Origin of the sequence: Alienimonas sp. DA493 (genome assembly GCF_043951915.1) — a bacterium.
Taxonomy (GTDB): domain Bacteria; phylum Planctomycetota; class Planctomycetia; order Planctomycetales; family Planctomycetaceae; genus Alienimonas.
In genome coordinates, this window is record NZ_JBINJD010000012.1 from 29,590 (window position 1) to 53,479 (window position 23,890).

The 23,890-nt window shown below is 71.9% G+C and carries 20 protein-coding genes; 9 read left to right on the top strand and 11 right to left on the bottom strand.

Translation table 11 applies throughout. From position 1 onward, the window contains the following. Nucleotides 1–155: 155 nt before the first annotated feature. The 3 genes from ACG2DA_RS03195 to arfB all read right to left on the bottom strand — a co-directional run bounded on the left by ACG2DA_RS03195 (nt 156) and on the right by arfB (nt 3,005). Nucleotides 156–1,466: an ATPase, T2SS/T4P/T4SS family gene (locus ACG2DA_RS03195; RefSeq protein ID WP_395254022.1), complete on the bottom strand. Its 1,311-nt coding sequence runs from the start codon at nt 1,464–1,466 to the stop codon at nt 156–158. A gap of 122 nt (nt 1,467–1,588) precedes the next feature. Then, complete coding sequence (gene nth, locus ACG2DA_RS03200) at nt 1,589–2,359, bottom strand: endonuclease III domain-containing protein (protein WP_395254023.1); 771 nt, start codon at nt 2,357–2,359, stop codon at nt 1,589–1,591. Nucleotides 2,360–2,465: 106 nt separating this feature from the next. Further along, a complete protein-coding gene (arfB, locus tag ACG2DA_RS03205) occupies nt 2,466–3,005 on the bottom strand; it encodes an alternative ribosome rescue aminoacyl-tRNA hydrolase ArfB (RefSeq protein ID WP_395254024.1) in 540 nt (179 codons plus the stop codon). Between the two features lie 119 nt (nt 3,006–3,124). Here arfB and ACG2DA_RS03210 point away from each other — a divergent pair, with 119 nt between their 5' ends. Continuing rightward, nucleotides 3,125–3,832: a zinc metallopeptidase gene (locus ACG2DA_RS03210; protein ID WP_395254025.1), complete on the top strand. Its 708-nt coding sequence runs from the start codon at nt 3,125–3,127 to the stop codon at nt 3,830–3,832. 44 nt (nt 3,833–3,876) lie between these two features. Here ACG2DA_RS03210 and ACG2DA_RS03215 read toward each other — a convergent pair whose 3' ends face one another. The 4 genes from ACG2DA_RS03215 to ACG2DA_RS03230 all read right to left on the bottom strand — a co-directional run bounded on the left by ACG2DA_RS03215 (nt 3,877) and on the right by ACG2DA_RS03230 (nt 8,211). After that, nucleotides 3,877–4,914, bottom strand: a complete 1,038-nt coding sequence (locus tag ACG2DA_RS03215; RefSeq protein ID WP_395254026.1) for a polyprenyl synthetase family protein — start codon at nt 4,912–4,914, stop codon at nt 3,877–3,879. Nucleotides 4,915–4,957: 43 nt separating this feature from the next. Further along, nucleotides 4,958–5,473 carry a cyclic pyranopterin monophosphate synthase MoaC gene (gene moaC / locus ACG2DA_RS03220; RefSeq protein WP_395254027.1) on the bottom strand — a complete coding sequence of 172 codons (516 nt, stop codon included), beginning with the start codon at nt 5,471–5,473 and terminating at the stop codon, nt 4,958–4,960. Nucleotides 5,474–5,565: 92 nt separating this feature from the next. Beyond that, complete coding sequence (locus ACG2DA_RS03225; RefSeq protein ID WP_395254028.1) at nt 5,566–7,413, bottom strand: ArnT family glycosyltransferase; 1,848 nt, start codon at nt 7,411–7,413, stop codon at nt 5,566–5,568. Nucleotides 7,414–7,638: 225 nt separating this feature from the next. Then, complete coding sequence (locus tag ACG2DA_RS03230) at nt 7,639–8,211, bottom strand: helix-turn-helix domain-containing protein (RefSeq protein WP_145361065.1); 573 nt, start codon at nt 8,209–8,211, stop codon at nt 7,639–7,641. A 692-nt stretch (nt 8,212–8,903) separates the two neighbouring features. On the opposite strand from ACG2DA_RS03230, the gene glnA reads away from it, so the two are divergent. Beyond that, nucleotides 8,904–10,328, top strand: coding sequence for a type I glutamate--ammonia ligase (glnA, locus tag ACG2DA_RS03235; protein WP_395254029.1), 1,425 nt, complete (start codon nt 8,904–8,906; stop codon nt 10,326–10,328). Nucleotides 10,329–10,464: 136 nt separating this feature from the next. Here the strand turns inward: glnA and ACG2DA_RS03240 are convergent, their stop codons facing one another. Beyond that, entirely contained in the window at nt 10,465–12,057 is a 1,593-nt protein-coding gene (locus ACG2DA_RS03240) for a hypothetical protein (RefSeq protein ID WP_395254030.1), read from the bottom strand. 168 nt (nt 12,058–12,225) lie between these two features. Here ACG2DA_RS03240 and ACG2DA_RS03245 point away from each other — a divergent pair, with 168 nt between their 5' ends. Further along, on the top strand, nt 12,226–12,441 hold the full coding sequence (locus ACG2DA_RS03245; protein WP_395254031.1) for a hypothetical protein: 216 nt from the start codon (nt 12,226–12,228) through the stop codon (nt 12,439–12,441). A gap of 48 nt (nt 12,442–12,489) precedes the next feature. Beyond that, nucleotides 12,490–13,011 (top strand): GNAT family N-acetyltransferase, encoded by a 522-nt coding sequence (locus ACG2DA_RS03250; RefSeq protein WP_395254032.1) that lies wholly within the window; start codon nt 12,490–12,492, stop codon nt 13,009–13,011. A gap of 33 nt (nt 13,012–13,044) precedes the next feature. Here the strand turns inward: ACG2DA_RS03250 and ACG2DA_RS03255 are convergent, their stop codons facing one another. Continuing rightward, nucleotides 13,045–14,217 carry a peptidylprolyl isomerase gene (locus ACG2DA_RS03255; RefSeq protein WP_395254033.1) on the bottom strand — a complete coding sequence of 391 codons (1,173 nt, stop codon included), beginning with the start codon at nt 14,215–14,217 and terminating at the stop codon, nt 13,045–13,047. 185 nt (nt 14,218–14,402) lie between these two features. Here ACG2DA_RS03255 and rph point away from each other — a divergent pair, with 185 nt between their 5' ends. The 4 genes from rph to ACG2DA_RS03275 all read left to right on the top strand — a co-directional run bounded on the left by rph (nt 14,403) and on the right by ACG2DA_RS03275 (nt 19,639). Then, entirely contained in the window at nt 14,403–15,188 is a 786-nt protein-coding gene (rph, locus tag ACG2DA_RS03260; protein ID WP_395254034.1) for a ribonuclease PH, read from the top strand. A gap of 150 nt (nt 15,189–15,338) precedes the next feature. After that, nucleotides 15,339–15,842: a cytochrome c nitrite reductase small subunit gene (nrfH, locus tag ACG2DA_RS03265; RefSeq protein WP_395254035.1), complete on the top strand. Its 504-nt coding sequence runs from the start codon at nt 15,339–15,341 to the stop codon at nt 15,840–15,842. Nucleotides 15,843–15,911: 69 nt separating this feature from the next. Next, complete coding sequence (locus tag ACG2DA_RS03270) at nt 15,912–17,678, top strand: ammonia-forming cytochrome c nitrite reductase subunit c552 (protein WP_395254036.1); 1,767 nt, start codon at nt 15,912–15,914, stop codon at nt 17,676–17,678. Between the two features lie 152 nt (nt 17,679–17,830). Then, entirely contained in the window at nt 17,831–19,639 is a 1,809-nt protein-coding gene (locus ACG2DA_RS03275) for a hypothetical protein (protein ID WP_395254037.1), read from the top strand. Here the strand turns inward: ACG2DA_RS03275 and ACG2DA_RS03280 are convergent. Both ACG2DA_RS03280 and ACG2DA_RS03285 read right to left on the bottom strand, forming a co-directional pair. After that, a complete protein-coding gene (locus ACG2DA_RS03280; RefSeq protein WP_395254038.1) occupies nt 19,608–22,538 on the bottom strand; it encodes a hypothetical protein in 2,931 nt (976 codons plus the stop codon). The two genes, ACG2DA_RS03275 and ACG2DA_RS03280, sit on opposite strands and share 32 nt — an antisense overlap. A gap of 163 nt (nt 22,539–22,701) precedes the next feature. Further along, nucleotides 22,702–23,286, bottom strand: coding sequence for an RNA polymerase sigma factor (locus ACG2DA_RS03285; RefSeq protein WP_395254039.1), 585 nt, complete (start codon nt 23,284–23,286; stop codon nt 22,702–22,704). 265 nt (nt 23,287–23,551) lie between these two features. Here ACG2DA_RS03285 and ACG2DA_RS03290 point away from each other — a divergent pair, with 265 nt between their 5' ends. Continuing rightward, nucleotides 23,552–23,851 (top strand): ferredoxin family protein, encoded by a 300-nt coding sequence (locus ACG2DA_RS03290; RefSeq protein WP_395254040.1) that lies wholly within the window; start codon nt 23,552–23,554, stop codon nt 23,849–23,851. Nucleotides 23,852–23,890 lie beyond the last annotated feature (39 nt).

Consider the following 23,890-nt stretch of genomic DNA (forward strand, 5'->3'; position numbering starts at 1 on the left):
TTCCCTGCTCGTCCCGACGCTCTGCGTCGGGACGCACGGGCCGCGGAGCGGCCGGACGCTCCGCGTCCTGTGCGGGGCGACGCAGAGCGTCGCCCCGAGAGATTCGTGGGACTTCCGCTTCGAGCTCAGCTCCGGACCGCCGGGCCGGGGTTCGCTCAGGCGGCTTCCTGGAAGACCCGCTGCAACTCTTCGAGGCTGGTGACGCCCTCGGCGACCAGCCGCAGGCCCTCGCTCTCGAAGGTGGGCATGCCGTCGGCCCGGATCTGTTGCTTGATCGCGGAGCCGCTCGGCTTGGTGCGGAGGATCTCCTTCACCCCCTCGGTCATTCGCAGGGCGGCGAAGATGCCGGTGCGGCCGAGGTAGCCGACGCCGCCGCAGCGCCGGCAGGGGACGTAGTCTTCCGCCTCCATCGCCTCCCGGCCGGGCGGGCGGTAGAGCACGTCGGTCTCCGGCGGGAGGTTCACCTTCGCCACGAGCTTGGGGTTGGGGCGGAAGGCCAGCTTGCACTTGCCGCACAGCTTGCGGATCAGCCGCGGCTGGATCAGCCCGTTGACCCGCTCGGCGACCAGCGCCGGGTCGCCGGACCATTTGCACAGCTGCCCGATGCCGGAAACGAGGTCTTTCGCGGCTAACTCGGCGATGATGGAGAGGTCCTCGCCGAACTTCAGCGCGCGTTCGGCCTCCTCCTTGGTCCTGATGCGGTCGACGTAGATCACGTCCGCCTCGGCCCGGATGACGCGGGTGATCGCGTCGTCCATCGACTCGCCCTCGTTGGGGGTGAAGTCGGTGAGCGTGTGCATGTCGCGCCCGCCCAGGTCGCCGATCGCGTAGATGTTGTACACGTAGCTGTCCACGCTGCGGAGCACGCCGAACGTGGTGGTCGTCACGCCCGAGAGCGGCGGACCGACGACGAACAGCCCGCCCTTGGCGCCGCCGGCCATCTCACGGATCAGCTCCTTGAGGTCCGGCGGGAAGCCCAACTCCTCCGGCTTCTCGAGCTTCTCCTTCTGGTTCTCGGCCCGGACGGTCAGCCGCTCCGTATTGCCGGCGGGTTCGGTGTCGATCCGCAGGACGTAGTCCACCCCGTCCAGGTCCGCCTTGATGCCGCCGGACTGGGGCTTGTCGCGGAGCTTGACGTTCAGCCCGGCGAGCAGCTTGAGCACCTGGGTGATGGCCGCCGCCTGCCGGGCGGGCATGCGGCCGCCGGGGTAGGCGACGCCGTCGATGTAGGTGCGAACGGCCGCGGCGGCGCCGCGGGTGTCCAGCCGAACCATCTCGCCGCGGCGGGAGAGGGCGTCGGAGATCATCTCCCGGGCCGGTTTGAGACCGACGCGGGCCACGGAGGCGTGGGCGCTCATGTCGACCGGCTCGCCGGAGAGCGGGCCGCGGAAGGTGACGAGGTCGTATTCCGGTTCGAGTTCGTCGTCGTCCTCGACGGGCTTGGGAGCGTTGCGGCGGCCGAACATGGTGCGTCTCCGGACAGTGGGCCGGCGGATCGCCGGTCGCGGTCGCTCATCATCCCCGGCGGGACGCGGATTGCCAATGGGCTCGGTCCGGGGCGGGACGGTCGCGACGCCTTCCCCGGGGGTTACCGCGGCTTCGCCGGTTGGGCGGGGGCGTCGTCGTCCGCTGCCGACGAACCGACCCGGGCCTGCCCGGTCGGGCAGAGGTCCAGCAGCGGGCAGCGCGGGCACTTCGGCGCCCGGTACTGGCAGACCCGCTGCCCGAGGAACATCAGCAATTCGTGTTGGTCGTAGACCTGCTGGCCGTCCCAGTCGCCGGGCAGCAACGCCTCCAGCCGGGCGTGAGACGGACCGACGGCGAGGGATTTCGGGATCAATCCCACCCGCTGGGCGACCCGGTGGTGATGGCTGTCCACCGGCAGTGCCGGGCGACGCAGCCGGGAGAAACACAACACCGCGGCGCTGGTCTTCGGCCCCACCCCCGGCAGTTCTTCCAGCCAGGCCCGGGCCTCCGGCACGGGCAGATCGGCGAGGAAGTCGAGGGCGTCGTCGCCGACGTGGCCGCGGTCCGCCGTGATCCGACGCAGAATCTCCTGGAGCCGCGGGGCCTTCTGCTCCGGCCAGGTGCAGGGGGCGAGTTCCTCCTCAACCTGCTCCGTGGGGGCGTCGCGGACCTGCTCCCAGGCGGGGAAGCGTTTGCGGAGCTGTTTGAACGCCCGGCCGCTGTCCGCGTTGCGGGTGCGGTGCGACAGGAACGAACTGACCAGCTCCGCCATCGGCGAGAGGCTGTGAAAGTAGGGCACCGGGCAGCCGTACTCCTCGCACAGCCGGCGGTGGATCTCCAGGGCGAGGGCCGACTTGTCGACCGACGCGGCGGAAGCGGGAACGACGGACATGAGCGACGACCGGGTCGGGAACGTTCGCCCACACTCTCCGGCCGCGGCGGGCGCCGCATCAGACCGGCGGGGCACCCTGCGATGGGGGAACCGCGGGGGCGTTCCGTCAGGCGTCGCGGCCGGGGGTCTGCCGCAGCTTCTTCTTCTCGGACCGCTCCTTCTTCGCGGCCAGCCGGCGGCGTTGGGAGCCCCGCGTCGGCTTCGTCTTCTTCCGCCGCTTCGGCGGCCGGGCGACGTTGGCCAGCATGTCCCGCAGGCGCTCCAGCACCGCCTCCCGGTTGCTGGGTTGGTCGCGGTGCTCGTCGCAGTTCATTACCAGCTCCCCGTCGTTGTTGATGCGGGTGCGGTACTGCTGGCAGAACCGCTGCTTCACGCCCTCCGGCAGGCTGGGGCTGTCCACGACCGGCCACCGCAAAACGGCCTTCGTCTCCACCTTGTTGACGTTCTGCCCGCCCGGCCCGCTGCTGCGGGCGTAGGTGAGGGTGAACTCGTCCGTCGGCACCCGCAGGCCACGCGAGACGTTCAGGTGCGACGGCAGCGACATGACGACGAAAATTCGGGGCGAGCGGGCGGCGGCGACCGCAGGATCTTGCTTCGAGAGCGTGCGGGGCGACAAGACGACGCGGCGGCGGGACGGGCGGGGCATCGTAACGCCCCCGATTCGAAGAACGGGGCGATTCTTCCCGCTCTCCGGCCGCGAACGGCGTAAGAAGCGACCGGCCGGGACGAATCCCCCGGCCGTATCCAACACTGCATCCGACCGCGATGATCCACTTCGACCCCGTTTACTTTCTTCTCGCCCTCCCGCCGTTGGCCCTGATGTTGTGGGCCCAGTGGCGGGTGAAAAGCAACGTCGCCGCCGGCGGCCGCGTCGGGGCGAATATGACCGGCGCCGCCGCGGCCCGGCTGATCCTCGATCGGGCCGGCCTGCAGCACGTCCGCATCGAGCCGGTGGAGGGCGAGCTGTCCGACCACTACGACCCCCGCAGCAAAACGCTGCGGCTTTCCCCGGAGATCTACGGCCGCCGCAGCGCCGCCGCGGTGGGCATCGCCGCCCACGAGGCCGGGCACGCGCTGCAGGACGCCACCAACTACGGCCCGATGGCCCTGCGGGCGATGGCCGTGCCCGCCGCGACCGCCGGCGGCAAGATCGCCAGTCTTGCCGTGATGGGCGGATTTCTGGCGATGTGGATCGGCGCCTACAGCTTCGCCCAACCGCTGATCCTGCTGGGCATCCTGGGGTACGGGGCGATCCTGTTCTTCCAGGTCGTCAACCTGCCAGTGGAGTTCGACGCCAGCAATCGGGCCAAGCGACTGGTGACGGACCTCGGCATCGTGGACGCGGAGGGCGGCCGCTGGGTCAACAAGTGCCTGAACGCCGCCGCCTGGACCTACGTCGCCGCGACCCTCAGCACCGCCGCGACGATGCTGTACTACATCCTCGTCTACACCCGGATGAACGACCGACGGTGAGCCCGGCCCGGCCGCGACCGGCGGGAACGCTCCCCCGGGCGCGGTTATCGGGTGCGCCGCACGCTGAAGCGGGCGAGGCGTTTGAGTAAAGATTTCGCTTCGCTGTCCGGCAGTCCGTCCAGCCGATCGACCGCGGCGGCGGCCCGTTCGCGGGCCGTCGCCGCGGCGCTGTCCAGGGCGCCGGCGCCTTCCAGCAACGGCATGAGGCGGTCGCGGGCGTCCGCGGGCGGCGCGGTCAGCAGGGCCTTCACCTCCTGGGCGTCCCCGTTTTGGAGCCGGTCCCGCAGGCGGATGATCGGCAGGGTGAGCTTCTTCTCGACGAGGTCCGAACCGAGCGTCTTGCCCACGCGGCCTTCCTCGCCGACCAAATCGAGCAGGTCGTCGGCGATCTGAAACGCCACGCCCAGATCTTCGCCGTACCCCCGCAGGGCCGCGGCGGTCGCGGCGTCGGCCCCGGCGTGCACGGCCCCCAGTTCGGCCGCGACGGCCGTGAGGGCGGCCGTCTTGCCGGCGACGATCCGAAAATATTCCGCTTCCGTCAGGTCGACGTTGCCGCGCTCGTGGATCTGCGTCAGCTCCCCCTCGCAGACGGCGTTCGTCGCGGCGCCGATCGCCCGGCAGGCGGCGGCGTCGACGGTCGCGGCCAGGTGGAAGGCGTGCGTGAACAGGAAGTCCCCGAACAGCACCGCCGTCCGCGGGTTCCAGCGGGAATGCACCGTGGCGACGTGCCGCCGCACGTCGGCCCCGTCCAACACGTCGTCGTGCACCAGCGTGGCGACGTGAACCATCTCCAAGACTGCCGCCAGCGTGCGGTGCTTCCCGTTCACCCCGCCGCAGGCGGCGCCGGCCAGCAGGGTGAGGATCGGCCGCAACCGTTTGCCGCGGTACTTCGCCACATGGTCCCGGACGTCCCGGACGGCGGGGTGGGCGCTGGCCAATTCCTCCGCGTACAGCCGCTCGCAGGCGGCGAGGTCTTCACCGATCAGGCGGTCCACATCGGCGAGCAGCGCCGCCTCGGGCGATCGCGGTTCCCCTCCGCGGACGCTCGGCGGGGCGGGGGCGGGGATCGTGGCGGCGGTCATGCGGGGGGAACCGCTCCGGAACCTGGGGCTTCACCCGGAGAGCTTACGCTCCCGCCGCCGCGTCACCTGACCGCGGCGCCGCCGTCGGGGCGTCGGCACGCCAATCGCCGCTGCGGCCCCCGGATTTCTTCAGCAACCGGACCGACTCGACTGTCATCCCGCGGTCGACGGCCTTGACCATATCGTAGACCGTCAGGGCCGCGACGGAGGCGGCGCAGAGGGCCTCCATCTCCACCCCCGTCCGCCCGGTGCAGGTGACGGACGCGGTGACGGTCAGCCGGTCCGGCGGCGCGCTGGTGAAGTCCACCGTCACCCCGTCCAACGGCAGCGGATGGCAGAGCGGGATCAGCGACCCGGTGTTCTTCGCCGCCTGAATCCCGGCGATCCGGGCGACCTGCCGGACGTCCCCCTTCTTGCCGTCGCCGGCGAGGATCAGGTCGAGCGTCTCCGGCCGGCAAACGACCGTCGCCTCCGCGACGGCGGTGCGTTGCGTGACCGGTTTGGCGGCGACGTCCACCATCCGGGCGGCGCCGGTTTCGTCGAAGTGGGTGAGGGGCAAGGCGGAAGGGCGAAGGTGGAAGGCGGAAGGAAAGGCGAGCGGGGGGCGTCAGCCCCCTGTGCATTCTGACGGGACCGATCGCGGCGGCGACTTCAGGGGCGACTCGGCGGCCGCCACTCCCAGATGGGGTCTTCGGAGGTGGTGGCGAGTCCAAGGACCACCCCCTGACGCCGCACGACCCGCTCGTCCGGAAGGAAGGAGCCGGCTCGGTCGAACAGCGGTCCGGCGTTGCCGCTCGGCGGATAGAAGCGCCGAAACCGGCTCTGATTCCAATACGCCAGCCGTACGAACTGGACGTTGCCGGCCTCTTCGATTCCGGCCGGGGCCAGGAACGGGTCTGAGGAATTGAGTGTTTCCATGTCCGGATAGAGCCAGTCCCAGCGACTCGCCAACGCCGGGACCGCGGCCTTCAGGTCGTTGTCGACGAACTGATGCAGCCGCGGGGCGTGTTGGAGCGGCCGATAATTTTCGTGATCGCGGAGCGCCGCGCGCCACAGCTCCCGCGTGACGGCGTCCCCCCAGTAGTTTCGCTCGAACCCCAGCCGGTCGGCCCCCCATAGCCCGCCGACGGCGGCGGAGTAGGAACTCAGCCACACCGGGCTCATCCAGACCACGTTCACTCCCTGAAGGGCCAGTAACCCGACGACCGCCGGCGCCGCGAGCTTCGGCCGCCAACGCTTCAGCCGTTCGAACATCAAGCCGGCTCCGCGTCCGGCGAGCAGCGCCAGCGGGGGGAAGATCACCAGCCACAGCCGCACGCCGTCGTACAGGCTCTCGCCGCGCGTGCAGACGAGGGCCAGCGGGACGAGGACCGCGGCGGTGAACAGGGTGAGGGGAGAGGAGGGAGGGAGGAGGGGGGGCGTGTCGGGGACCGCTCGCCGTTCTCCTCCTCCCTCATCACTCCTCCCCCCTCCCCGGATGGCCCCCCAGACGGCCAGCGCCGTCAGCCCGACCGGGACCGTGGCCAGCGTCATCACCAGCGGATAGTGCCAGGGCGTCGGTTCGAGGCCCTCGCCGTTCCAGACCTGGCCGAGGTAGTAGTTTCGAATTGGCAGCCGATCGGTGATCGTGCCGAGGAAGGCGGCGCCGTGTTCGCTCGGGTTGAGCCACAGATAGGGCCAACCGACGAAGAACGCGCACAGCCCCACGCCCCCGAAAACCGCCACCGGGCCGATCGCCCGCCAGGACTCTTTCCACCCGTGCTCCCGCCCGGCGTGGTAGAGCGCCCAGACGGCGACCGTCGGCCCGAGCAGCGCCCCCTGGATCTTGCAGAGCAGGGCGAGGCCGAACAGCAGCCCGCACAGGGCCGGTCGTTTGAACGACGTGACGCGAGGGTTCCACCACGCCGCCACGCCGCACAGGCAGGCGGTGTAGAACAGGTTCGTCGCCGTCTCCAGCGAGGCGATGTGGGCGTGCCCGAACACCCGCGGCATGAGCACGAGGCTCGCTCCCGCCGCCAACCCCGTCGGCAGGCCGTACCAGCGGGTTCCGCAGAGAATCAGCAGGCCGACCGTCAGGGCGAACGCCGCGGCACTGCCGACGCGGGCCCGCGCCACGCTGAAGGGGCCGCCGGGGTTTTCGGGGGCGTGGACCCACCAGGCAAGGTCGTGCCACAGGCCGAGCCAGAGCTTCGCCAGCGGCGGGTGGTCCGCCATGTAGCCGGCGTCGGTGTCGAAGATCTCGCCCAGCGTCCGCGGGTCCAGCAGGGCCAGGCCGTAGTGCCGGGCCGCGGCAAGGTAGACGCCCTGCTGCGTGTAGAAGCCCTCGTCGACCGTCAGCCCCGGCCCCTGCGGCATGCCGGGGTCCGCCCCGCCGGGGTCGAGCTGGCAGAGCACGACGAGAAAGACGACCGCCGCGGCGGCCAGCGGCGGCGCCCAAGGTTTCCAGCGGGCGGTCCGGGCGGGATCGGGCGCCGGCGGATCGTCGGGAGTACGGTTCACCCGGACGAGTTTAGCCGCTGCGCAGCGAAAACCCCCGCCCCCCAAGCGACCGGGTGGTTCGCTCGGGGGGCGGGGGTTTCACGCGGGATCGCCGATTCCCCCGTTCGGCCGCCGTGTCGGCCCGGCCCCGCTCGGGGGGAGAGCCGGCCCGGGGTGCGGGCCGGGGACGCGGCGGCGGGAACGGGGAGCCGGCCGGGTTTCCGGCGGCGACCCGCTCTCGGGGATCTACGCCAGCTGCTTTTTGCGGCTGACGAGGGTCTTGATCCGTTCGGCCAGCAGGGCGGTGTCGAACGGCTTGCGGAAGGTCTCGTTGAACAGCGTGCGGTCGAAGCCGCTGGCGCTGTCTTCGTCGGAGATCAGGCCCACCAGCACGGTGTCGCTGTACTGGGCGTTCTTCCGCAGGTTGGCGGCGATCATCAGGGCTTCGCTGCGGCCCATGACGAAGTCGATCACGACGCCGTCCGGGTGCAGGGATTCGGCCTGGATGCCGGCCTCAAAGCCGCTGGCGGCGGTCTCGAGCTTGAACTCGTTCTCGCCCAGCATCTCGGTCAAACCGGCGAGCACTTCGCCCCCGGTCCCGACGACGAGCAACTTGCCCATCGCCTCGTCTTCGAGCTCTCCCAAGGGCATCCCGTGTTCCTTGAGGAACCGGATGAGATGCTCCCGGGGGATGCGGCGGTCCTGCGACCCCGGAATGCGATAGCCGCGGAGACGACCGGAGTCGAACCACTTGCTAACGGTGCGGGGGGCGACCTTACAGATCTTGGCGACCTGCCCGGTCGTGAAAATCGTTCTCATGTGCGGGCTCTCCTGAGTTTTGGGCCGACCGTCGGGGGCGTCATGCCCCCGGTTCCCCCCGCCGCACGCCCGTACCCCATCAAGCGGAGCCGAGGTTGCGGTCGGGTCGGGGGGAGGTAGGGCGGCCCGAGGGTCGTCAACGGGTCAAAAGGGGGGGACGTCCGGCCGGCGGGTCGAACCGGCCGGACGACGGGAACGACCGCGTCGCCGCCGTCGGCCCGAACGTTCCGCCTCGTCCCCCCAGCGGGGCGAAGCGGTCCGGAGGGCACGGCAGCGGCAGGCCGTCCGGGGGGAAACTTCGTCACCACCGCCGCGTCGCCTTGAGCAGGACCGACCCACACGACCCGTCGGAACCCTATTTCGCTAGCGGAGTTACGCACGCTCGGAGAAACCCCGATGTCCGCGGGCGCGAACCGTCGGCATCGCGTGCGAATCGATCGGCCCCCCGGTCGCCGCCGTCGTCAGGATCGGTCCGGTCCCCCGCAATCCCGGCGAAATCGGCCGGAATCTCGCAACCGCGGGGCCTCCCGCCGTCCCGCCACGGGCGGGGCGTCCGCCCGAGCGGCTACACTCCGGCCCGACACGGCCCGCTCGCCCGTCGTATCCCTCCCTTCGCACGCCCCGCGTCGCACGCCCCCGTCCCGCGTCGCCTGATCCGCGACGCCCGTCCTCCCGCTCCGAGCCCGCCGTCGATGACCCCCCGCGAAGTCCTCGCCCTCTGCCGTGAACGCGACCTCAACGCGGTCGACCTGCGGTTCATGGACTTCCCCGGCACGCAGAAGCACTTCACCCGCCCGCTCTCCCGCCTCACCGAGGCCAGCTTCGAGGAAGGGTTCGGGTTCGACGGATCCGGCATGCGCGGCTGGCAGGCCGTCAACGAGTCCGACCTGCTCGTCGTGCCGCAGGCGGACACCGCGATGGTCGATCCGTTCATGGAGCGGACCCTCGCCCTGACCTGCACCGTCCGCGACCCCGTCACCGGCGAGGACTACCCCAAGGACCCCCGCAACATCGCCCGCAACGCCGAGCGCTACATGCGGAGCCTCGGCATCGCGGACGAAGCGATGATCGGGCCGGAGGCGGAGTTCTTTGTGTTCGACTCCGTCGCGTTCGACTCCAACGCCCACGAATCGTTCTACCACCTGGACAGCGCCGAGGGGCAGTGGACCCGCGGCCGCCGCGGCGCCTCGACCGGCGGGACGTCCAACAGCGGCTATCAGGTCCGGCAGGGGGAGGGCTACTTTCCCACGCCCCCGACCGACACCCTGCAGGATCTGCGGGGCGAGATCATGCGGGTGTTGGAGGAGGTCGGCATCGCCGCGGAGGGCCACCACCACGAGATCGCCACCGCCGGCCAGTGCGAGGTCGACATGCGATTCGCCCCGCTGCTGAGGACCGCCGACAACCTGCTGCGGTACAAGTACGTGGTGAAGAACGTCGCCGCCCGCCGCGGCAAGACGGCCACCTTCATGCCCAAGCCGCTCTACGACGACGCCGGCAACGGGCTGCACCTTCACCTCAGCCTCTGGAAGGACGGCGCCCCGCTGTTCGCCGGCAACAACTACGGCGGGCTCTCCGACACGGCGCTGCACGCCCTGGGCGGCATCCTCGCCCACGCCCCGGCCCTGTTCGCGTTCTGCTGCCCGACGACCAACAGCTACAAGCGACTGGTCCCCGGGTTCGAGGCCCCGGTGAACCTCACCTACTCCTACCGCAACCGTTCCGCCGCGGTCCGCATCCCGGTGAACGCCCAGCGGCCGGAGGACAAGCGGTTCGAGTTCCGCGTCCCCGACCCCAGTTGCAACGCTCACCTGGCCTGCGCGGCGCTGCTGATGGCGGCGCTGGACGGGGTGCAGAACCGGATCGACCCCGGCCCGCCGCTGGACAAGGACCTGTACGATTTGGGCAGCGAGGAGGTGCGGGACGTGCCCACCGTCCCGGCGACGCTCGCCGAGGCCCTCGCCGCCCTGCGGAGCGACCACGAGTTCCTGCTGCGGGGCGACGTGTTCACCGAGGACGTGATCGACACCTGGATCCGGGTGAAGACGGAGCACGAGGTCGTCGCCGTCCGCCGCCGCCCCCACCCGCACGAGTTCGCCCTCTACTACGACGTGTGACGGGCGGTACAGGCGCCCGTAATACCAGCCCGACGCGCAAGCGTCGGCCGTCGGCGCAGCCGCCCAATCCGACGACACACGGCCGGAGCTTGCGCTCCGGGCTGGTATGAGCCGAGTCCGTCGGCGGACCGCGGCCCTACTGAGCGACTCCCATCGGTTCCGGTTCCGGTTCCGCGAGCGGGGCGACGCCGAGGGCGTCCAGCACGCGGGAGAGCAGTTCGTCGTCGTCCACCCGCTCCTCGGCGAACGCCGCCGGGTCCGGGTGCAGTTCCCGGAGCGTGGCGACGTGCTCGGCGGCCTCGCGGTCGTCGCACCGCACCAGCGCCCCGACCAGCGCCTTGAGCACGGCGGGGGCGAAGGGCGGCTCGGACAGCCCGCCGGACTCCGCTTCGACGGGGGGCAGCCGCACGGCGATCGCCGCCGCCGCGGATCGCACCGCCGGCGTGCGAGCCCCCAGGCCGGCGAGCGCCACCCGGTCCAACTCCTCCCGGGCCGCCTCCGCCCGGGCGAGGTCCGGTGCCGCCGCCAACCCCCGCAGCGCCGCCGCCCGCACCGCGGCCAGCGGGTCGTCCGTCGCCGCGATCAGTCCGACCAGGCAGCGGTCCCAGGCGTCGCGGTCCGTCGCCGCGTCGGGGCAGAGGCGCCCGATCGCCTCCGCCGCCGCCGCCCGCACGGCCGGCTCCCGGTCGCGGAGCGTTTCGAGGAGCGCGGAAAGAGTCTCTGACTCCACCGCGGGAGTCCGGGACTCCCGGTCCCGGAGTTGCGCTGCGTCCCACACGGCCGCCAAACGGCGGGCGGGGCGTTTGTGGTGCAGGTCTTCCCGCACGCCGGCCTCCGTCGGCGGGGAGGAGTCACGGAGCGACGCCGCGCTGAAGCGGGCGTCGCCGACTTTGCGGAGGTACTTCAGCCCGCCGGTGACCGCCGCGGCCGCGTCGCCGCGGAGTTCGCCGATCCAGGGCGGATCGCCGGTCGAACCGTCCCGTTCCTGCCGGACGTGCCAGAGCAGGGCGAGGGCGTAACCGAGTTCCCGGCTGGTGAGGTATCCGCTGCGGCCAATCTGCCACCAGTGGCCGAACGTGCCCGCCGCCGTCGCGGGGATCCGCTGTTCCTGAACCGTGGCGTTCGCCACGAACAGGCCCAACCCCAACGCGGCACAGGTCAGGTCGGTGCGGGGTTCCTCATCCGGATCGTCCAGTGGAGAACCGGACGCCTCGCGGTCGGATGGGGGGCGGAGCGTTTCTTCCAGAGCGTCCGTCAAGCTCATGAAGCGCTCTCCGCGGAGCGATTCGCCCAACAGGATCTGATGGCAGAGTTCATGGGCGACAGTCGCGGCGAGGTTCGTCGGTTCCGAAGTGAGTTCCCGATTGAGGGAGACGGTCGGCGTCTGGCCGTCCCCGAGGCTCCAGAGCCCCCATGGCCGCGACTGCCCCCCCACGACGTGCAGTTGGTTCGGGTCGGTTCGCCGATCTCCGTCGAACCATTCCACCGTGACGCCGTCCGGATCGATGCCGAGGTGGGCGGCGAACCGGGCGAACAGTTGGGCCGTCTTCTCCGCGGACCCGTCGAAGCCGGCGAGTTCCCGGGACGGCAGGAGTTGCTCGACCGGCTCGCCGCCGTTCAGGCCGAGTCGTTCCGGTCCCAGCCGACCGGCCAGCACGTTCAGGTGCCGCTCGACCCACGCCTGTTCCTGCACTTCCAGCGGCGGGCGGGGCGTGAAGAGACCGAACATGCGGGCGGCGGTTGGGGCGAGGGAAGGGGAACGACCGGCGGCGGGGACTGTGCCGACCGACGCCGGTCGCGGCAAACAGTCGCACGGAATCGGCCGATGCATGCGGGGCGGTCGGCGTGCCGACCGAAGGGTCTGTCCCCGCGTTTCTCCCTGCCCGTTCGCCCCGTCATGCCGCCCCTCGATCTGTCCCGGCCCGGTCATGCCCCCCACCCGGCGACCGCGGGGCAATACTGTCCCGAGACCTACGGACTGGGGGCGGGGCAGCGATTGGCCGTGCGGACCCGGGCCGCCCTCGCCCGCTCGACCCCGGCGGTGCTGGCCGCCCGGCGGTCGGCTCCGGGGGCGGTGCCCGTCGCCCCGGCCGATCGTCGGCCGCCGGGCTGAACGGGGCGACGGGCTGAACGGCGGGGGGCGGCAGCGGTAGACTCCGCCATGGCCGCTTCCCCCCCGTCCGCCGCCGACGCGACCGCCGTCGGCTCCGTGCTCGTTCCGAGCCCCCCCACGCTGGTGCGGCCGGCCGTCCCGAGCGACGTGCCGGCGGTGCACGCCTTCATCCGCCCGTTCGTCGCCACCGGCCGTCTGCTGGAGCGGACGATGGACGAACTCGAGGAGTTGGTCCCCACCGGCTTCGTGGCGATCGACCCCTCGAGCGACGCTCCGGAGCCCCCCGACGGGCAGGTGGTGGGCTTCGCAGCGCTGGAGATCTACTCCTCCAAGCTGGCCGAGGTTCGCAGCCTCGCCGTGGCCGACTCCTGCCGCGGCAAAGGAGTCGGCAAGGCGCTGGTGGCCCGCTGCGTGGCTCTGGCCCGGCAGCGGAACGTGCTGGAGGTGATGGCCGTGACCAGCAGCGAAGCGTTCTTCGCCAGTTGCGGGTTCGACTTCACCCTCCCGGGCGAGAAGAAGGCCCTGTTCCTCCAAACCCGCGAGGTCCCCGCCCGCCCCGTCGAAGGCTGAGGCGGGGCGGGCGGCGCGACGTTCGCTCCGCGGTCAGGCGGCCGGCTCCTCCGACTCTTCCTCTTCCGACTCGGGCTCCGGCTCAGACTCGGGTTCCGGTTCCGGTTCCGGTTCCGTCTCCGGCTCCGGATCCGACGGCGGGTCGGCCATCGCCGGTTCCTCGGAGGAGCCTTCCGCAGCGGGCTCCTCGCTGTCGGGTTCCTCGCCGGCCGGTTCCTCGCCGGCGGGCTCCTCGGTCGAGGCGGGCTCCGGCGCCGACTCGTCCGCGGGGGCGGGCTCCTCGGTCATCTCCTCGGCCGGCGGGGCCTCGGAGGCCGGTTCGTCGGCCGGGGCCGGGGCGTCCGCGGGGGCCGGTTCGGGCGTGGGCTCTTCGGTGGGGGCCGGCTCTTCCATGGCGGGCTCGTCCGCCTCCGGGCCGGCGAGGGCGGAGAGGTCGGCGTCGCCGTCTTCGTCGCCGGTCTCCGCTGGGGACTCGGTTCCCGCGTCGGCGTCGTCGGCCCACTCGGAGCGGGGGACGATGCGGGCGCTGGTGATGGTGTCCAGCTCCGGATAGTTCTCCTCCAGGTATTCGGCGCCGCGGGCTTCGATCACGTGCTGGGCCTGGACCTCCTCGGCGTGGAACTTCGACGGCACGTCGCCTCCGGAGACGATCTCCGCGAACGGGCTGAACCCCTGCGGGTCCAGGCTGGCGGAGTTATCCGCCAGGTTGATGAACATCTGCGTGGTGCGGGTGTTCGGCCCGCTTTTGGCGAAGCTGAGCGTGCCGGCCGTGTTGCTGGCCTTCACCGGTTCGTCCTGCAGGTCCGTGCCCCGCCAGCGGGCGCTGTCCGCCGGGTCGGCGGCGATGCCGAACTGGGCCACGAAACCGGGGATCACCCGGAAGAACGCGGCGCCGTCGAAGAAGCCTTCCTCCACCAACGTCTTGAAACGGGCGGCGCCCAGCGGGGCCCATTCCGGCCGGGCCTCGACGACGAACGGGCCCTCGGTGGTGACGAACTCCACGCGGAACGGCTCCATGTTCGTTGCGTCGTCGGCGGGGGCCGGGTTCGCCTCGGCCTCGGCCTCGTCGTCGGCGGTGAACTCCGGGGCGTTCGGGTCTTCGTAGTCCCGGATGCACCCCGTCGTCAGCAGACCGAGGCCGACGAACGCGGCGAGGGCGGCGCCGGGCAGCAGCGAGAGGGGGCGGGGCGGGGGCGAGACACGCATGGCGGCGAGCGGTTCGGGGACGGCGGGGGAACGGGGCCGCGGAGCATACCGACCGCGACCGCTTCGTTCCGGCGTCCCCGCGGGGAGGCCGCGCGTCGATCGGGCGGGTTGCGGTCGCGGCGGCGGGCGCCGGACACTCCCGCGCTCCTCGGCTCCGCTCCGTCTCCCCGCACCGAAGCTCTCCCGTGCCCCGTCCCTCCGGCCGCGAACCCGGCCAGCTGCGCGAACTGACCGTCCAACGGCCGTTTCCCAGCGCCGCGGCCGGCAGCGTGCTGATCGCCGCCGGCGACACCGTGCTGCTGTGCACCGCCTCCGTGACCGACGGCGTCCCCCCGTGGCGGGAGAACCGGGAGGACCCGGCCCGCTCCAAGGGCTGGCTGACGGCCGAGTACGCCATGCACCCCGGCAGCACCCCGGGCCGCAAGAAGCGGGGGACCGACGGCCGGGCGACGGAGATTCAACGCCTGATCGGCCGCAGCCTGCGGGCCGCGGTGGACTTCGCCGCGCTGGGCAACCGCACCATCACCGTCGATTGCGACGTGATGCAGGCCGACGGCGGCACCCGCACGCTGGCGATCACCGGCGGGTTCATCGCCCTGGCCGACGCGGTCGCCAGCCTGAACCTCGACCGCGCCGGTTCCAACGGACAGGGCAACGGCCGGCCGGGGGTGCAGGTGTTGAAGCGTTCGATCGCGGCGGTCAGCGTCGGCGTGACCTCGGAGGGCTGCGTGCTGGACCTGGACTACGCCGAGGACAGCCGGGCCGCGGTCGACCTGAACGTGGTGATGACCGGCGGCACGACCTCGCCGGAGGGCGACACGCCGGGCGACTTCATCGAGGTGCAGGGCACCGCCGAGGGCGAACCGTTCCCCCGGGCCGTGCTGGACGAACTGCTGGATCTGGCCGCCGCCGGCTGCGCGGGGCTCACCGCCTTGCAGCGGGAACTGCTGGGCGACCGTTTCCCGAATTGAACCGCGGAGCGGCCCGGGGAAGCGACGCCGCGGTCCCGGCGCGGGAATCCGTCCGGTGCGGCCGGTTTGCGCGACGATCGGCACGATTTAGGATCGAGGCGGCCGGGCGGCTCCCGGTCGGTTTCGCTCTGAGCCTGCCTCCCGTGTCCGATGCCCGCGGCGTCCTCCCCCCGCCCCCCCGTGTTGCGGCGGGGCGGGTTTGCGGGCGTGAGCCGGGTCTCGCTGCTGTTCGCCGCGCTGCTGGGGGTCTTCGGCGGGCTGGGGACGTTCACGTTCGGCTACGGGCAAGGGGCCAGCTACCTCAGCAACGATCCGGAGGCGTGCGTGAACTGCCACGTCATGCAGGGGCACCACGATTCCTGGCAACACTCCGCCCACCGACACGTCGCGGTCTGCAACGACTGTCACCTGCCGCACGATCCGGTGGGGAAGTGGGTGGTGAAGGCGGACAACGGCTTCTTTCACTCCTGGGCGTTCACGCTGGAGAACTTCCACGAGCCCATCCAGATCAAGCCGCGGAACCGCCGGGTGACGCAGCGGGCCTGCATGGACTGCCACGCCGACACCGTCCACCAGATGCTCCCCGCCGATGCGGGCGGGGAGACGCTCTCCTGCGTGCACTGCCACCGCGACGCCGGTCACGCCTTCCACTGATTCCCGCCCGCTGAGCTCTCCTCGCGGCTCCCGCCGGAACCCCGCTCCCCCGCCTCGCCGCTCAGACCCATGCCCGCCGACGCCCCGTCCCCGACGCCCCCGCCCGCGTCCCCCGGCGACGCTTCGCCGCGTCGTCGGTTCCCGTTGCTGGCCGCGGTGACGGGCGCCGCCCTGCTGGCGACGGTCGGCGTGGCGGCGCTGCTGGTGTCGATCTTCCAGCACAAACAGGAGGCCCGCACGCCGTTCGTGCGGGTGGTCGAGGTCAACGAGACCAGCACGGACCCGGTCCCCTGGGGGGCGAACTGGCCCCACCAGTTCGACAGCTACCGCCGCAGCGTCGATTCGGCGGAGACCGAGTACGGCGGCTCCAGCGCCATGCCCGCCAGCAAGCTGGAGAAGCACCCCTGGCTGCGGCGGCTCTACGCCGGCTACGCCTTCAGCCTCGACTACCGGGAGGCCCGCGGGCACGCCTACATGCTTTTCGATCAGGAGGTCACGGAACGGGTCACGAAGCGCACGCAGTCCGGCGCCTGTCTGCACTGTCACGCCTCCGTCGTGCCGACCTACCGCCGGCTCGGGCAGGAGGAGCGGGGCGAGGAGCCGACGCCGGAACGCCTGGCCGCGGACTTCGACTGGCCCGCGGTGATGGCCGGCTTCCGCACCTCCAGCACGCTGTTCTACGACGAGATGCACGAGGAACTGCTCCGCACCCCCGACGGCACGCCGGGGGAGAACCGGCCGATGTTCCCCGGCGGCTCCACCACCGAGACGCCCACGCCGGCGAACGTCGCCGAGCTACCCCCGGCCCCGGCGGGCGGCGACGGCGACCCCCACCAGCCGGGCGAGGCCCACCCGGTCAGCTGCGTGGACTGCCACGACCCAGAGTCGATGCGGGTGCGGGTCACGCGGCCCGGCTTCGTGCTGGGGATCGCCGCCCTCGCCGAGAGCGACGAACCCGTCCCCCATCTGCCCAGCGTCGAACGCTGGCGGGAAGGGAACCGGGCCGAGCCGTACGACCCCAACCTCGACGCCACCCGGCAGGAGATGCGGAGCTTCGTCTGCGGGCAGTGCCACGTGGAGTACTACTGCGGCGACAAGATGTCCCTCACCTTCCCCTGGGGCAACGGGCTGAAGGCGGAGCAGATCGAACGGTTCTGGGACGACACCGAGTTCCCCGACGGCGGCCCGTTCTACGACTACGCCCACGGCGAAACCGGGGCGCCGGTGCTCAAGGCTCAGCATCCGGAGTTCGAATTGTGGAGCCAGGGGATCCACGCCCGCAGCGGGGTGAGCTGCGCGGACTGCCACATGCCCTACGAACGGCAGGGGGCGATGAAGGTCAGCAGTCACTGGGTCCGCAGCCCGCTGCTGAACCTCAATCGGGCCTGCCAGACCTGCCACAACGTGCCCGAACAGGAACTGCGAGACCGGGTGGCCGCGATCCAGGACCGCACGACGGCCCAGATGGAGCGGGCCGCCGTCGCGATGACGGACATGCTCGACGCCATCGAGGAAGCCCAGGCGGCGGGGGCGACCGACGAGGAGTTGGCCCCGATCTTCGCCCTGCAGCGGAAGGCGATGTGGCGGCTGGACTTTATCAGCAGCGAAAACTCCAAGGGCTTCCACGCCGATCAGGAGGCGATGCGGATTCTGGGCGAATCGATCGACTACAGCCGGCAGGCCCAGGTCCGGGCGCTGCGTCTGCGGACCCCCGCGGCGCCCGAGTCGGAGCGAACCGACGAGCCGGTGCGCGGCGTCACGCCGACGGAACGGGCCCCCCTGGGGGCGCCGACGTCCGTCCCGACGGAGGGCGACGCCGTCGCCCGGGCGGGGTGAGCGTCGGCACGTCGCACCGCGGGCGGCGGGGGCCGATCTCGGGGGGAGTGGCGCCGCGGCGAAACCTGCGGCGGCGCCGGGGGGTATCGGGTGGCGCCGGCGGACAGGCTCCGTAGATTGCCCGGCTCCCCGTTCCCATTCAGAACTCCCCAATGCGTCGACTCCCCCTTCTCGCCTCATGCGCCGCGGTCGCGGCGTTGCTGGCGCCCGCGCCCGTCGTAGCGGCCGATGCGGTGCCGGCCGCCAAGCGGCTGCCGCCGATGACCTACGGTTTCGTTACCGTGCCGGACGTGACCGCCGCCAAGGAGCGGTTCAACGCCACGCGGTCCGCCGGCCTGTTCACCGATCCGGCGCTGGCCGATCTGCGGGAGATGCTCGGCGAGAAGTTGGAGGAGGGCGGCGAGGCCCTCCGCGAACGCCTCGGCATCACCCTAGACGAACTGCTGCAGGTTCCCACCGGCGAGGTCACCTTCGCCGTCGTGCAGACCGCCCCGCGGGAGGTCGCCGTCGTCGGCCTGCTGGACTACGGCGACAGCGAGGAGACCGTCCTCAAGCTGATCGATCAGGCGGAGGACGCCCTGGAGGAGAACGGCCTGACCAGCGCCGAGGAGAGCTTCGAGGGCACGCCGATGATCGTCTGGACGGCCCCCGAGGAAGAAGTCGACGAGTTCGCCGAGGACTTCGACGCCGAGGCCGACCCGCCGGAGCCGCAGCAGTTCGCCTACTTCCGCAAGGACACCCACCTGGTCGTCGCCAGCGATCCGGCGGCGCTGGAGGCGATCCTGGTCCGTTGGGACGGCACGCACGACAGCACCTTCGCCGACAACGAGGTGTTCCGCTATATCGCCGACCGCACCCGCACCGACGACCGGGAGCCGGTGCTGGTGTGGTACGCGGACGTCATCGGCTCCGTCCGCAGCGCCGTGCTCGGCAGCGGGCAGGGCGGTCTGCCGGTGCAGATGGCCCTCAGCTACCTGCCCGTGCTGGGGCTGGACGAATTTAAGGCGATCGGCGGCAGCATGGATCTCGCCACCGAGGAGTACGCCAGCGTCGGCAAGGTCGTGCTGTACGCGGACCGCACCGACCGGGCGTTGGGCGTGTTCAAGTTCCCGCCGGCCCGCCTGACCCCGCCCGCGTGGGCCGGGGCGGACGCCTCCAGCTACAGCGCCTTCAACTGGGACCTGGCCGCCGCCTACGACGCCGTGCGGACCACCTACGACAGCATGGTCGGCCCCGGCGAGTTCGACCGGGCCGTCGCCCAGCGGTCCGAGACGCTGCCGGTGGACATCAAGCAGGACGTCGTGGACTCCTTCACCGGGCGGGTCGAGATCGTCGGCTACCCGGTGACGAACCTCGCCGAGGCGCTGGACGGCGCCGACTCCTTCGACGACGACGGCGACGAAGCCGCCCAGCCGCCGGTTCAGCCGGTGATCTTCGCCCTCGGCCTGAGCGACGCCCGGCGGGTCTCCGAACTGCTGGACCAGGCGCTGGACGCCTCCGGCGGGATGCTGAAGAGCCGCGACTTCCGCGGCACGCCGATCTACGAGGGCAGCAACCCGGCCGACGGCAGCGCGATCGCGATGGCCGTCAGCGGCGAGTCCCTGCTGCTGACGACCGACGTGGCCCGGTTGGAAGCCGCCCTCCGCGGCCCGGCCGACGAACCGCTGGCCGAGGCCCCCGCCTTCGCCGAGGCGCTCGGCAAGATGCCGGCGGAGGTCTCGATCCTCTCCTTCTCCGATCAGCGGGGACAGGCGGAGGTCTACTACGACCTGTTCCGCTCCGGCCAGCTGACCGGCACGGTGCCCGATCCCAGCACCGCCGAGGCGATGAACGAGATCGCCGACGCCCTCCCGCCGTTCGACGCCATCCAGAAGTACCTCGGCGTCTCCGCCAGCTACTTCGTGCCGGACGAGCACGGCGGGCTGTGGGTCAGTTTCGGGCTGGAGACGGATACGGAGTGAGGCTCCGCACGGCCGCGGGGCTCCGCAGGGGGCCCCGGGCCGTCCGTTCCGTCCGCCGGACGGCCGTCCCCGGGCGATCCGCCGCCGGGGGGGCCGTCGTCAGCGTCGGAAACTCTCGACCCGCGATCGGGGCGCGCTGCCGCCACGGTCGCGGGTCTTTTTGGTACAGCGACAGTTCCTCCGCCAAATCGCGCGCCGCGTCCAGCGTCGGGTAGACGGCCCCGACCGGGACGTGGAACTGGTACGCCTGCCCGACCTCCAGCGTGCGGGTCGCCTCGACGGTCGAGGCGGCGCCGAGCTGCTCGAACCGCAGCGGTTCCCGCACCTTGTAGGTGTGAATCTCGCCGGGGGCGAGGGTGAACGGTCCGCCCCACGGGCCGTTCGGCTCCTCGCGCACCCGGTAGGTCAGCGTGAGTTCGGAGCGGTTCTCCAGGGTCGTGTCCGGCACGATGAATTCGGCGATCACCAGGCCATCGGTGGCGCCGGAGGCGGGGCCGCGAGAGTTCAATTCCTCGATCCGCAGGGCGGCGCCGGGCACGTCGAAGTCCTGCAGCGGGCCGCTGAAGGGGCCTTCGTCGTCCAGCCAGTTGTCCCAACCCTCGCGGACGAGGCGGGCGGCGAGGTCGCCGTCGATGCGGTCCCCGACGAGGGCGCGGGCGTCCAGCGCGGCGATGCCGGCGTCTTCCCCCTCGGCCACGGCGAGGAAGTTGCGGTAGGAGCCGTTGCGACGCACCGTGGCCCGGATCGGCTGCCGCAGGGCGAGTCGCACCACGCCGGCCCGCTGCCAGGCGCCGCCGTCCCGGTCCCCGCCGTCAGGGCGGTGGTCGATCGTCAGTTCGACCGCGTCGGACTCCATCCGCACCAGCGCGTTCTCCCGGGAATCCCCCCCGATCGCGGCGATCGGGCCGACGAGCGTCAGCCGGGCCCGCAGTTCGTGGTCGGCGTATTCGGGCCGGTTCAGACCGGGGACGATCCGGAGGAGGTTCTCCCGCTGATGGAGGCTCGCCAGCGGGTTGCCGGGCACGTCGCGGGCGTCGATCCGCGGCACGCCCTCCTCGACCAACTGGTCGGAGAGCACCCGCACCAGACTGGCGGAGACGCCCACGGCCAACCCCTCCGGTTTGCCGGCGCCGGTCGCCAAGTCGAAGGTGACGCCGCCGTCGGCCCGCCGCGGCGGGTGCGGCGGATGATCGGCCGGGGCGCCGAACGCCAGATCGAAGATCGCGTTCAGCCCCTTCTCGTCGGCCTGCACCCCGGCGAGCCTCACCTGAATGGACGGCTCGACCAGAGGGAGCGGCAACAGTTCGCCGGTCAGTCCGCCGGGGTCGCCCAGCGAGACGTTTGAGCCGGCGTTTTGGAGGAACTCCGGCACCGCATCGTGCACGGCCTGCTCCCCCTGGGTGCGGGCGTCGTAGAGCCCCTCGACCAGCGTCTTGGCGAGCTTCGATTCCGTCAGGAACAGCCCGTCCTCGTCCACGCAGCCCGGACCGCAGACGTAGTAGTCGTCCGGCGGCAGGGCGAACCGGGTGCGCAGCGCGGTGAGCTGCAACTCCCCGTTCACCACCGAGGGGCGGATGTCGACCTCCAGGACGAGCGGCCGCCGCACGCCGGCCCGCACGGCGATCGGACCGGCGAAGCCGCGGTGGCCCAGCGGGGCTCGCATGAAGATTCGCTGCACCGTGATGCTGGCGTCTACGACCTCCACCCGGCCCGTCACGTAGTTGCCGGCCCGGCCGACCAGCGACGCGTCGACGACCCGCCCGGAATAGCGGATGCCGCTGAAAAACACGTGGATTTTGTGACCCAGCGCCTCCCGGGTGATGTTCTGGTCCGGGATCGTGCCGGTGAGGGCGTCCGCCGGCAGGGAGCGGGCGTACTGCCGCACGAGCTTCTCCAACAGGGCGTTGTCCGCCCGCACGAAGGCGCCGCGTTCGAGGATCAGCTCCGGTTCGAACTCTTCCGGCGAAGCGGCGACGGCCTCGGAGCGGTCGAGCTCGTCCTCGTCCGGCAACTGCTCCTCAGGCGGTTCGACGAGGCCCTCGTCCACTTCGCCCGGCGCCCCGTTCGCGGCCCGCGGGGCCACCACCCGGGGATTGCGCAGGATCGCGGCGAAGCGGTCGGAGGAGAACGCCGTCTTCCACACGTCGTGGCCGGCGTTCCGCACCTGCGTGAACCGCACCCGGCCGCCGGCCTCGCGGATTTCACGGACCGTCTCCTCCGTCTCGATGAACGGCACGTAGCGGTCCTGGGCGCCGGCGACGATCCAGAGCGGCGTGACCCGGGAGGCCGCGGCGAGCGCCTCGACATCCAACCCGATCGACCGTCCGCTGGCCACCGACACCGCCGCCGACCACCGCAGCGGATCGCCCTGCGCCAACTGGCCGAGCACCCCGTAGCCGCCCATGCTCCAGCCGGCGAGGACCCGGTGGGCCGGGTCGATCGGCAGGGCGTTCTCGACCTCCTCGAGAATCTCCAGCGCCCGCTCGCCGTCCGGCCGGTCCGGGTTCCAGGCGGGCAGGATGCGGCCGTCGGAATCCTCGACCTGGGGAAACACCACCACGGCGGGGAAGTCCGGGTCCTCCCGCACGATCGGGCCGAGGCCGACGGTCGTCTGCCGGAGGCCGTCGGTCCCGCGTTCGTACGCCCCGTGCAGGAACAGCACGATCGGGTAGCCCTCCGGCGGCGGGGGCGTGCGGGGCACGTACACGCTGTATTTGTGGTCGCCCGCCTCGTCGGTGTAGGTGCGAACGGAGAACCCGGCCGGCGGCCGCCCGCCCGGGGCGGCGCGTTCGGCGGCCGGCTCCGGCGCGGCGAGCGGGCTCTGGCCCGCGAGCGGACCCGGGGCGAGAAGGCCGCACAGCAGTGCGAGGACGACCGGGGCGGGGCGAGCGAGCGACACGGCGGGGGCCGGGGAACGGGGGGCGAACGCGGCAGCCGGTAAACCTAGCCGTCCGTCTGCCGCGGGGCGTTGGTCCGCGGCAAGCGGCGCGCCCTTCGGGCCCGGCGGATGTGCCGAAACGTCCGGTCGCGCCCGTCGGGGCTCCGGATCTTCGCCGTTTCTTCTACAGACCCAGGTCGCGCAGCTTCTGCCGGGCGCGCGAAAGTGCGGGGCCGATGGAGTTCTCCGGGACGTTCATCCCGGCGGCGATCTCCCGGTAACTTTCGCCCTGCAGGTGGTAGCGGCGGACGATCTCCGCGTCGCGGTCGGGCAGGGCGGCCAACAGCCGTTCGACCTGCTCCCGATCGGCGATGCGGCCGTCCGCGGCGGGGGCGGCTGCCTTGGCGGGCGCCGGCTTCACCCCGGGCGGGGCGTGGCCCTCGACATGCCCCATCGCGGCGGCGGCCCGGCGTTCGGCCAGCTCCCGCACCGCGGTGCGGCGGGCGATTACGGTCAGATAGCTCGCCAGGCTGCTGCGGCCCTCGAACCGCCGCAGGGCGGCGCAGTCGTCGGCGAGCAACTCCAGCATCACGTCGGCGACGACGTCCTCTTCCACGTCCTTCGACAGCGGCACGCTGCGGGCCGCGGCGGTGTGCCGCACCACGTGCACCAGCAGGCCTCCGAACCGACTGACGAACTCCTCCCACGCGCCGGGCGTCTGCCGCAGACAGCGGGTCAGCAGGCCGCGATCGACGTCGGTGAGGGCCATCGGCGGGGTGGGGCTGGGACGGCGCGTCGCCCGGCGGGGGGCGGCGTCGCGTGTGGTCGAAGGGAAAGCGGCCCTATCGGCGGGGCCGGATCCGTGCCCGCCCCCAAAGTCTACGACCGCCGCGACGGGCCGGACAACGGATCGCGGTCCCGGGCGCGCGGAGCCTGCGAAATCTGTGCGGGTTGAAGGGGCCGCGCGTGCCGACTAGAACAGCGTCCCCTCTTTGATCCGCTGCCGAGGCCGCTTGTCGGTCCCCCATATCCCTATGACGCACGTCGTCGCCGAGCCCTGCTTCAACTGCAAATACACCGACTGCGTGGTCGTGTGCCCGGTGGAGTGCTTCTACGAGGGGGAGAGCATGCTCTACATCCATCCGGATGAGTGCATCGACTGCGAGGCCTGCGTGCCGGAGTGCCCCGTCGAGGCGATCTTCCACGAGGACAACCTCCCCGAGGAGTGGAACGCCTTCACCGAGCTGAACGCGGAAATGTCCCCGCAGTGCCCGGTGATCACCGAGCAGAAGGCCCCGATGGGCGGCGACGACGCCGCCTGCCAGCAGAGCTAGGCAACCTTTCCGACCCGCGGGATCGGATTGGGAGGGACG

Coding starts and splice junctions, on each gene's coding strand:
- ACG2DA_RS03195 (WP_395254022.1), bottom strand. CDS start 1,466: ATGTTCGGCCGCCGCAACGCTCCCAAGCCCGTCGAGGACGACGACGAA.
- nth (WP_395254023.1), bottom strand. CDS start 2,359: ATGTCCGTCGTTCCCGCTTCCGCCGCGTCGGTCGACAAGTCGGCCCTC.
- arfB (WP_395254024.1), bottom strand. CDS start 3,005: ATGCCCCGCCCGTCCCGCCGCCGCGTCGTCTTGTCGCCCCGCACGCTC.
- ACG2DA_RS03210 (WP_395254025.1), top strand. CDS start 3,125: ATGATCCACTTCGACCCCGTTTACTTTCTTCTCGCCCTCCCGCCGTTG.
- ACG2DA_RS03215 (WP_395254026.1), bottom strand. CDS start 4,914: ATGACCGCCGCCACGATCCCCGCCCCCGCCCCGCCGAGCGTCCGCGGA.
- ACG2DA_RS03230 (WP_145361065.1), bottom strand. CDS start 8,211: ATGAGAACGATTTTCACGACCGGGCAGGTCGCCAAGATCTGTAAGGTC.
- glnA (WP_395254029.1), top strand. CDS start 8,904: ATGACCCCCCGCGAAGTCCTCGCCCTCTGCCGTGAACGCGACCTCAAC.
- ACG2DA_RS03240 (WP_395254030.1), bottom strand. CDS start 12,057: ATGTTCGGTCTCTTCACGCCCCGCCCGCCGCTGGAAGTGCAGGAACAG.
- ACG2DA_RS03245 (WP_395254031.1), top strand. CDS start 12,226: ATGCCGCCCCTCGATCTGTCCCGGCCCGGTCATGCCCCCCACCCGGCG.
- ACG2DA_RS03250 (WP_395254032.1), top strand. CDS start 12,490: ATGGCCGCTTCCCCCCCGTCCGCCGCCGACGCGACCGCCGTCGGCTCC.
- ACG2DA_RS03255 (WP_395254033.1), bottom strand. CDS start 14,217: ATGCGTGTCTCGCCCCCGCCCCGCCCCCTCTCGCTGCTGCCCGGCGCC.
- nrfH (WP_395254035.1), top strand. CDS start 15,339: ATGCCCGCGGCGTCCTCCCCCCGCCCCCCCGTGTTGCGGCGGGGCGGG.
- ACG2DA_RS03270 (WP_395254036.1), top strand. CDS start 15,912: ATGCCCGCCGACGCCCCGTCCCCGACGCCCCCGCCCGCGTCCCCCGGC.
- ACG2DA_RS03275 (WP_395254037.1), top strand. CDS start 17,831: ATGCGTCGACTCCCCCTTCTCGCCTCATGCGCCGCGGTCGCGGCGTTG.
- ACG2DA_RS03285 (WP_395254039.1), bottom strand. CDS start 23,286: ATGGCCCTCACCGACGTCGATCGCGGCCTGCTGACCCGCTGTCTGCGG.
- ACG2DA_RS03290 (WP_395254040.1), top strand. CDS start 23,552: ATGACGCACGTCGTCGCCGAGCCCTGCTTCAACTGCAAATACACCGAC.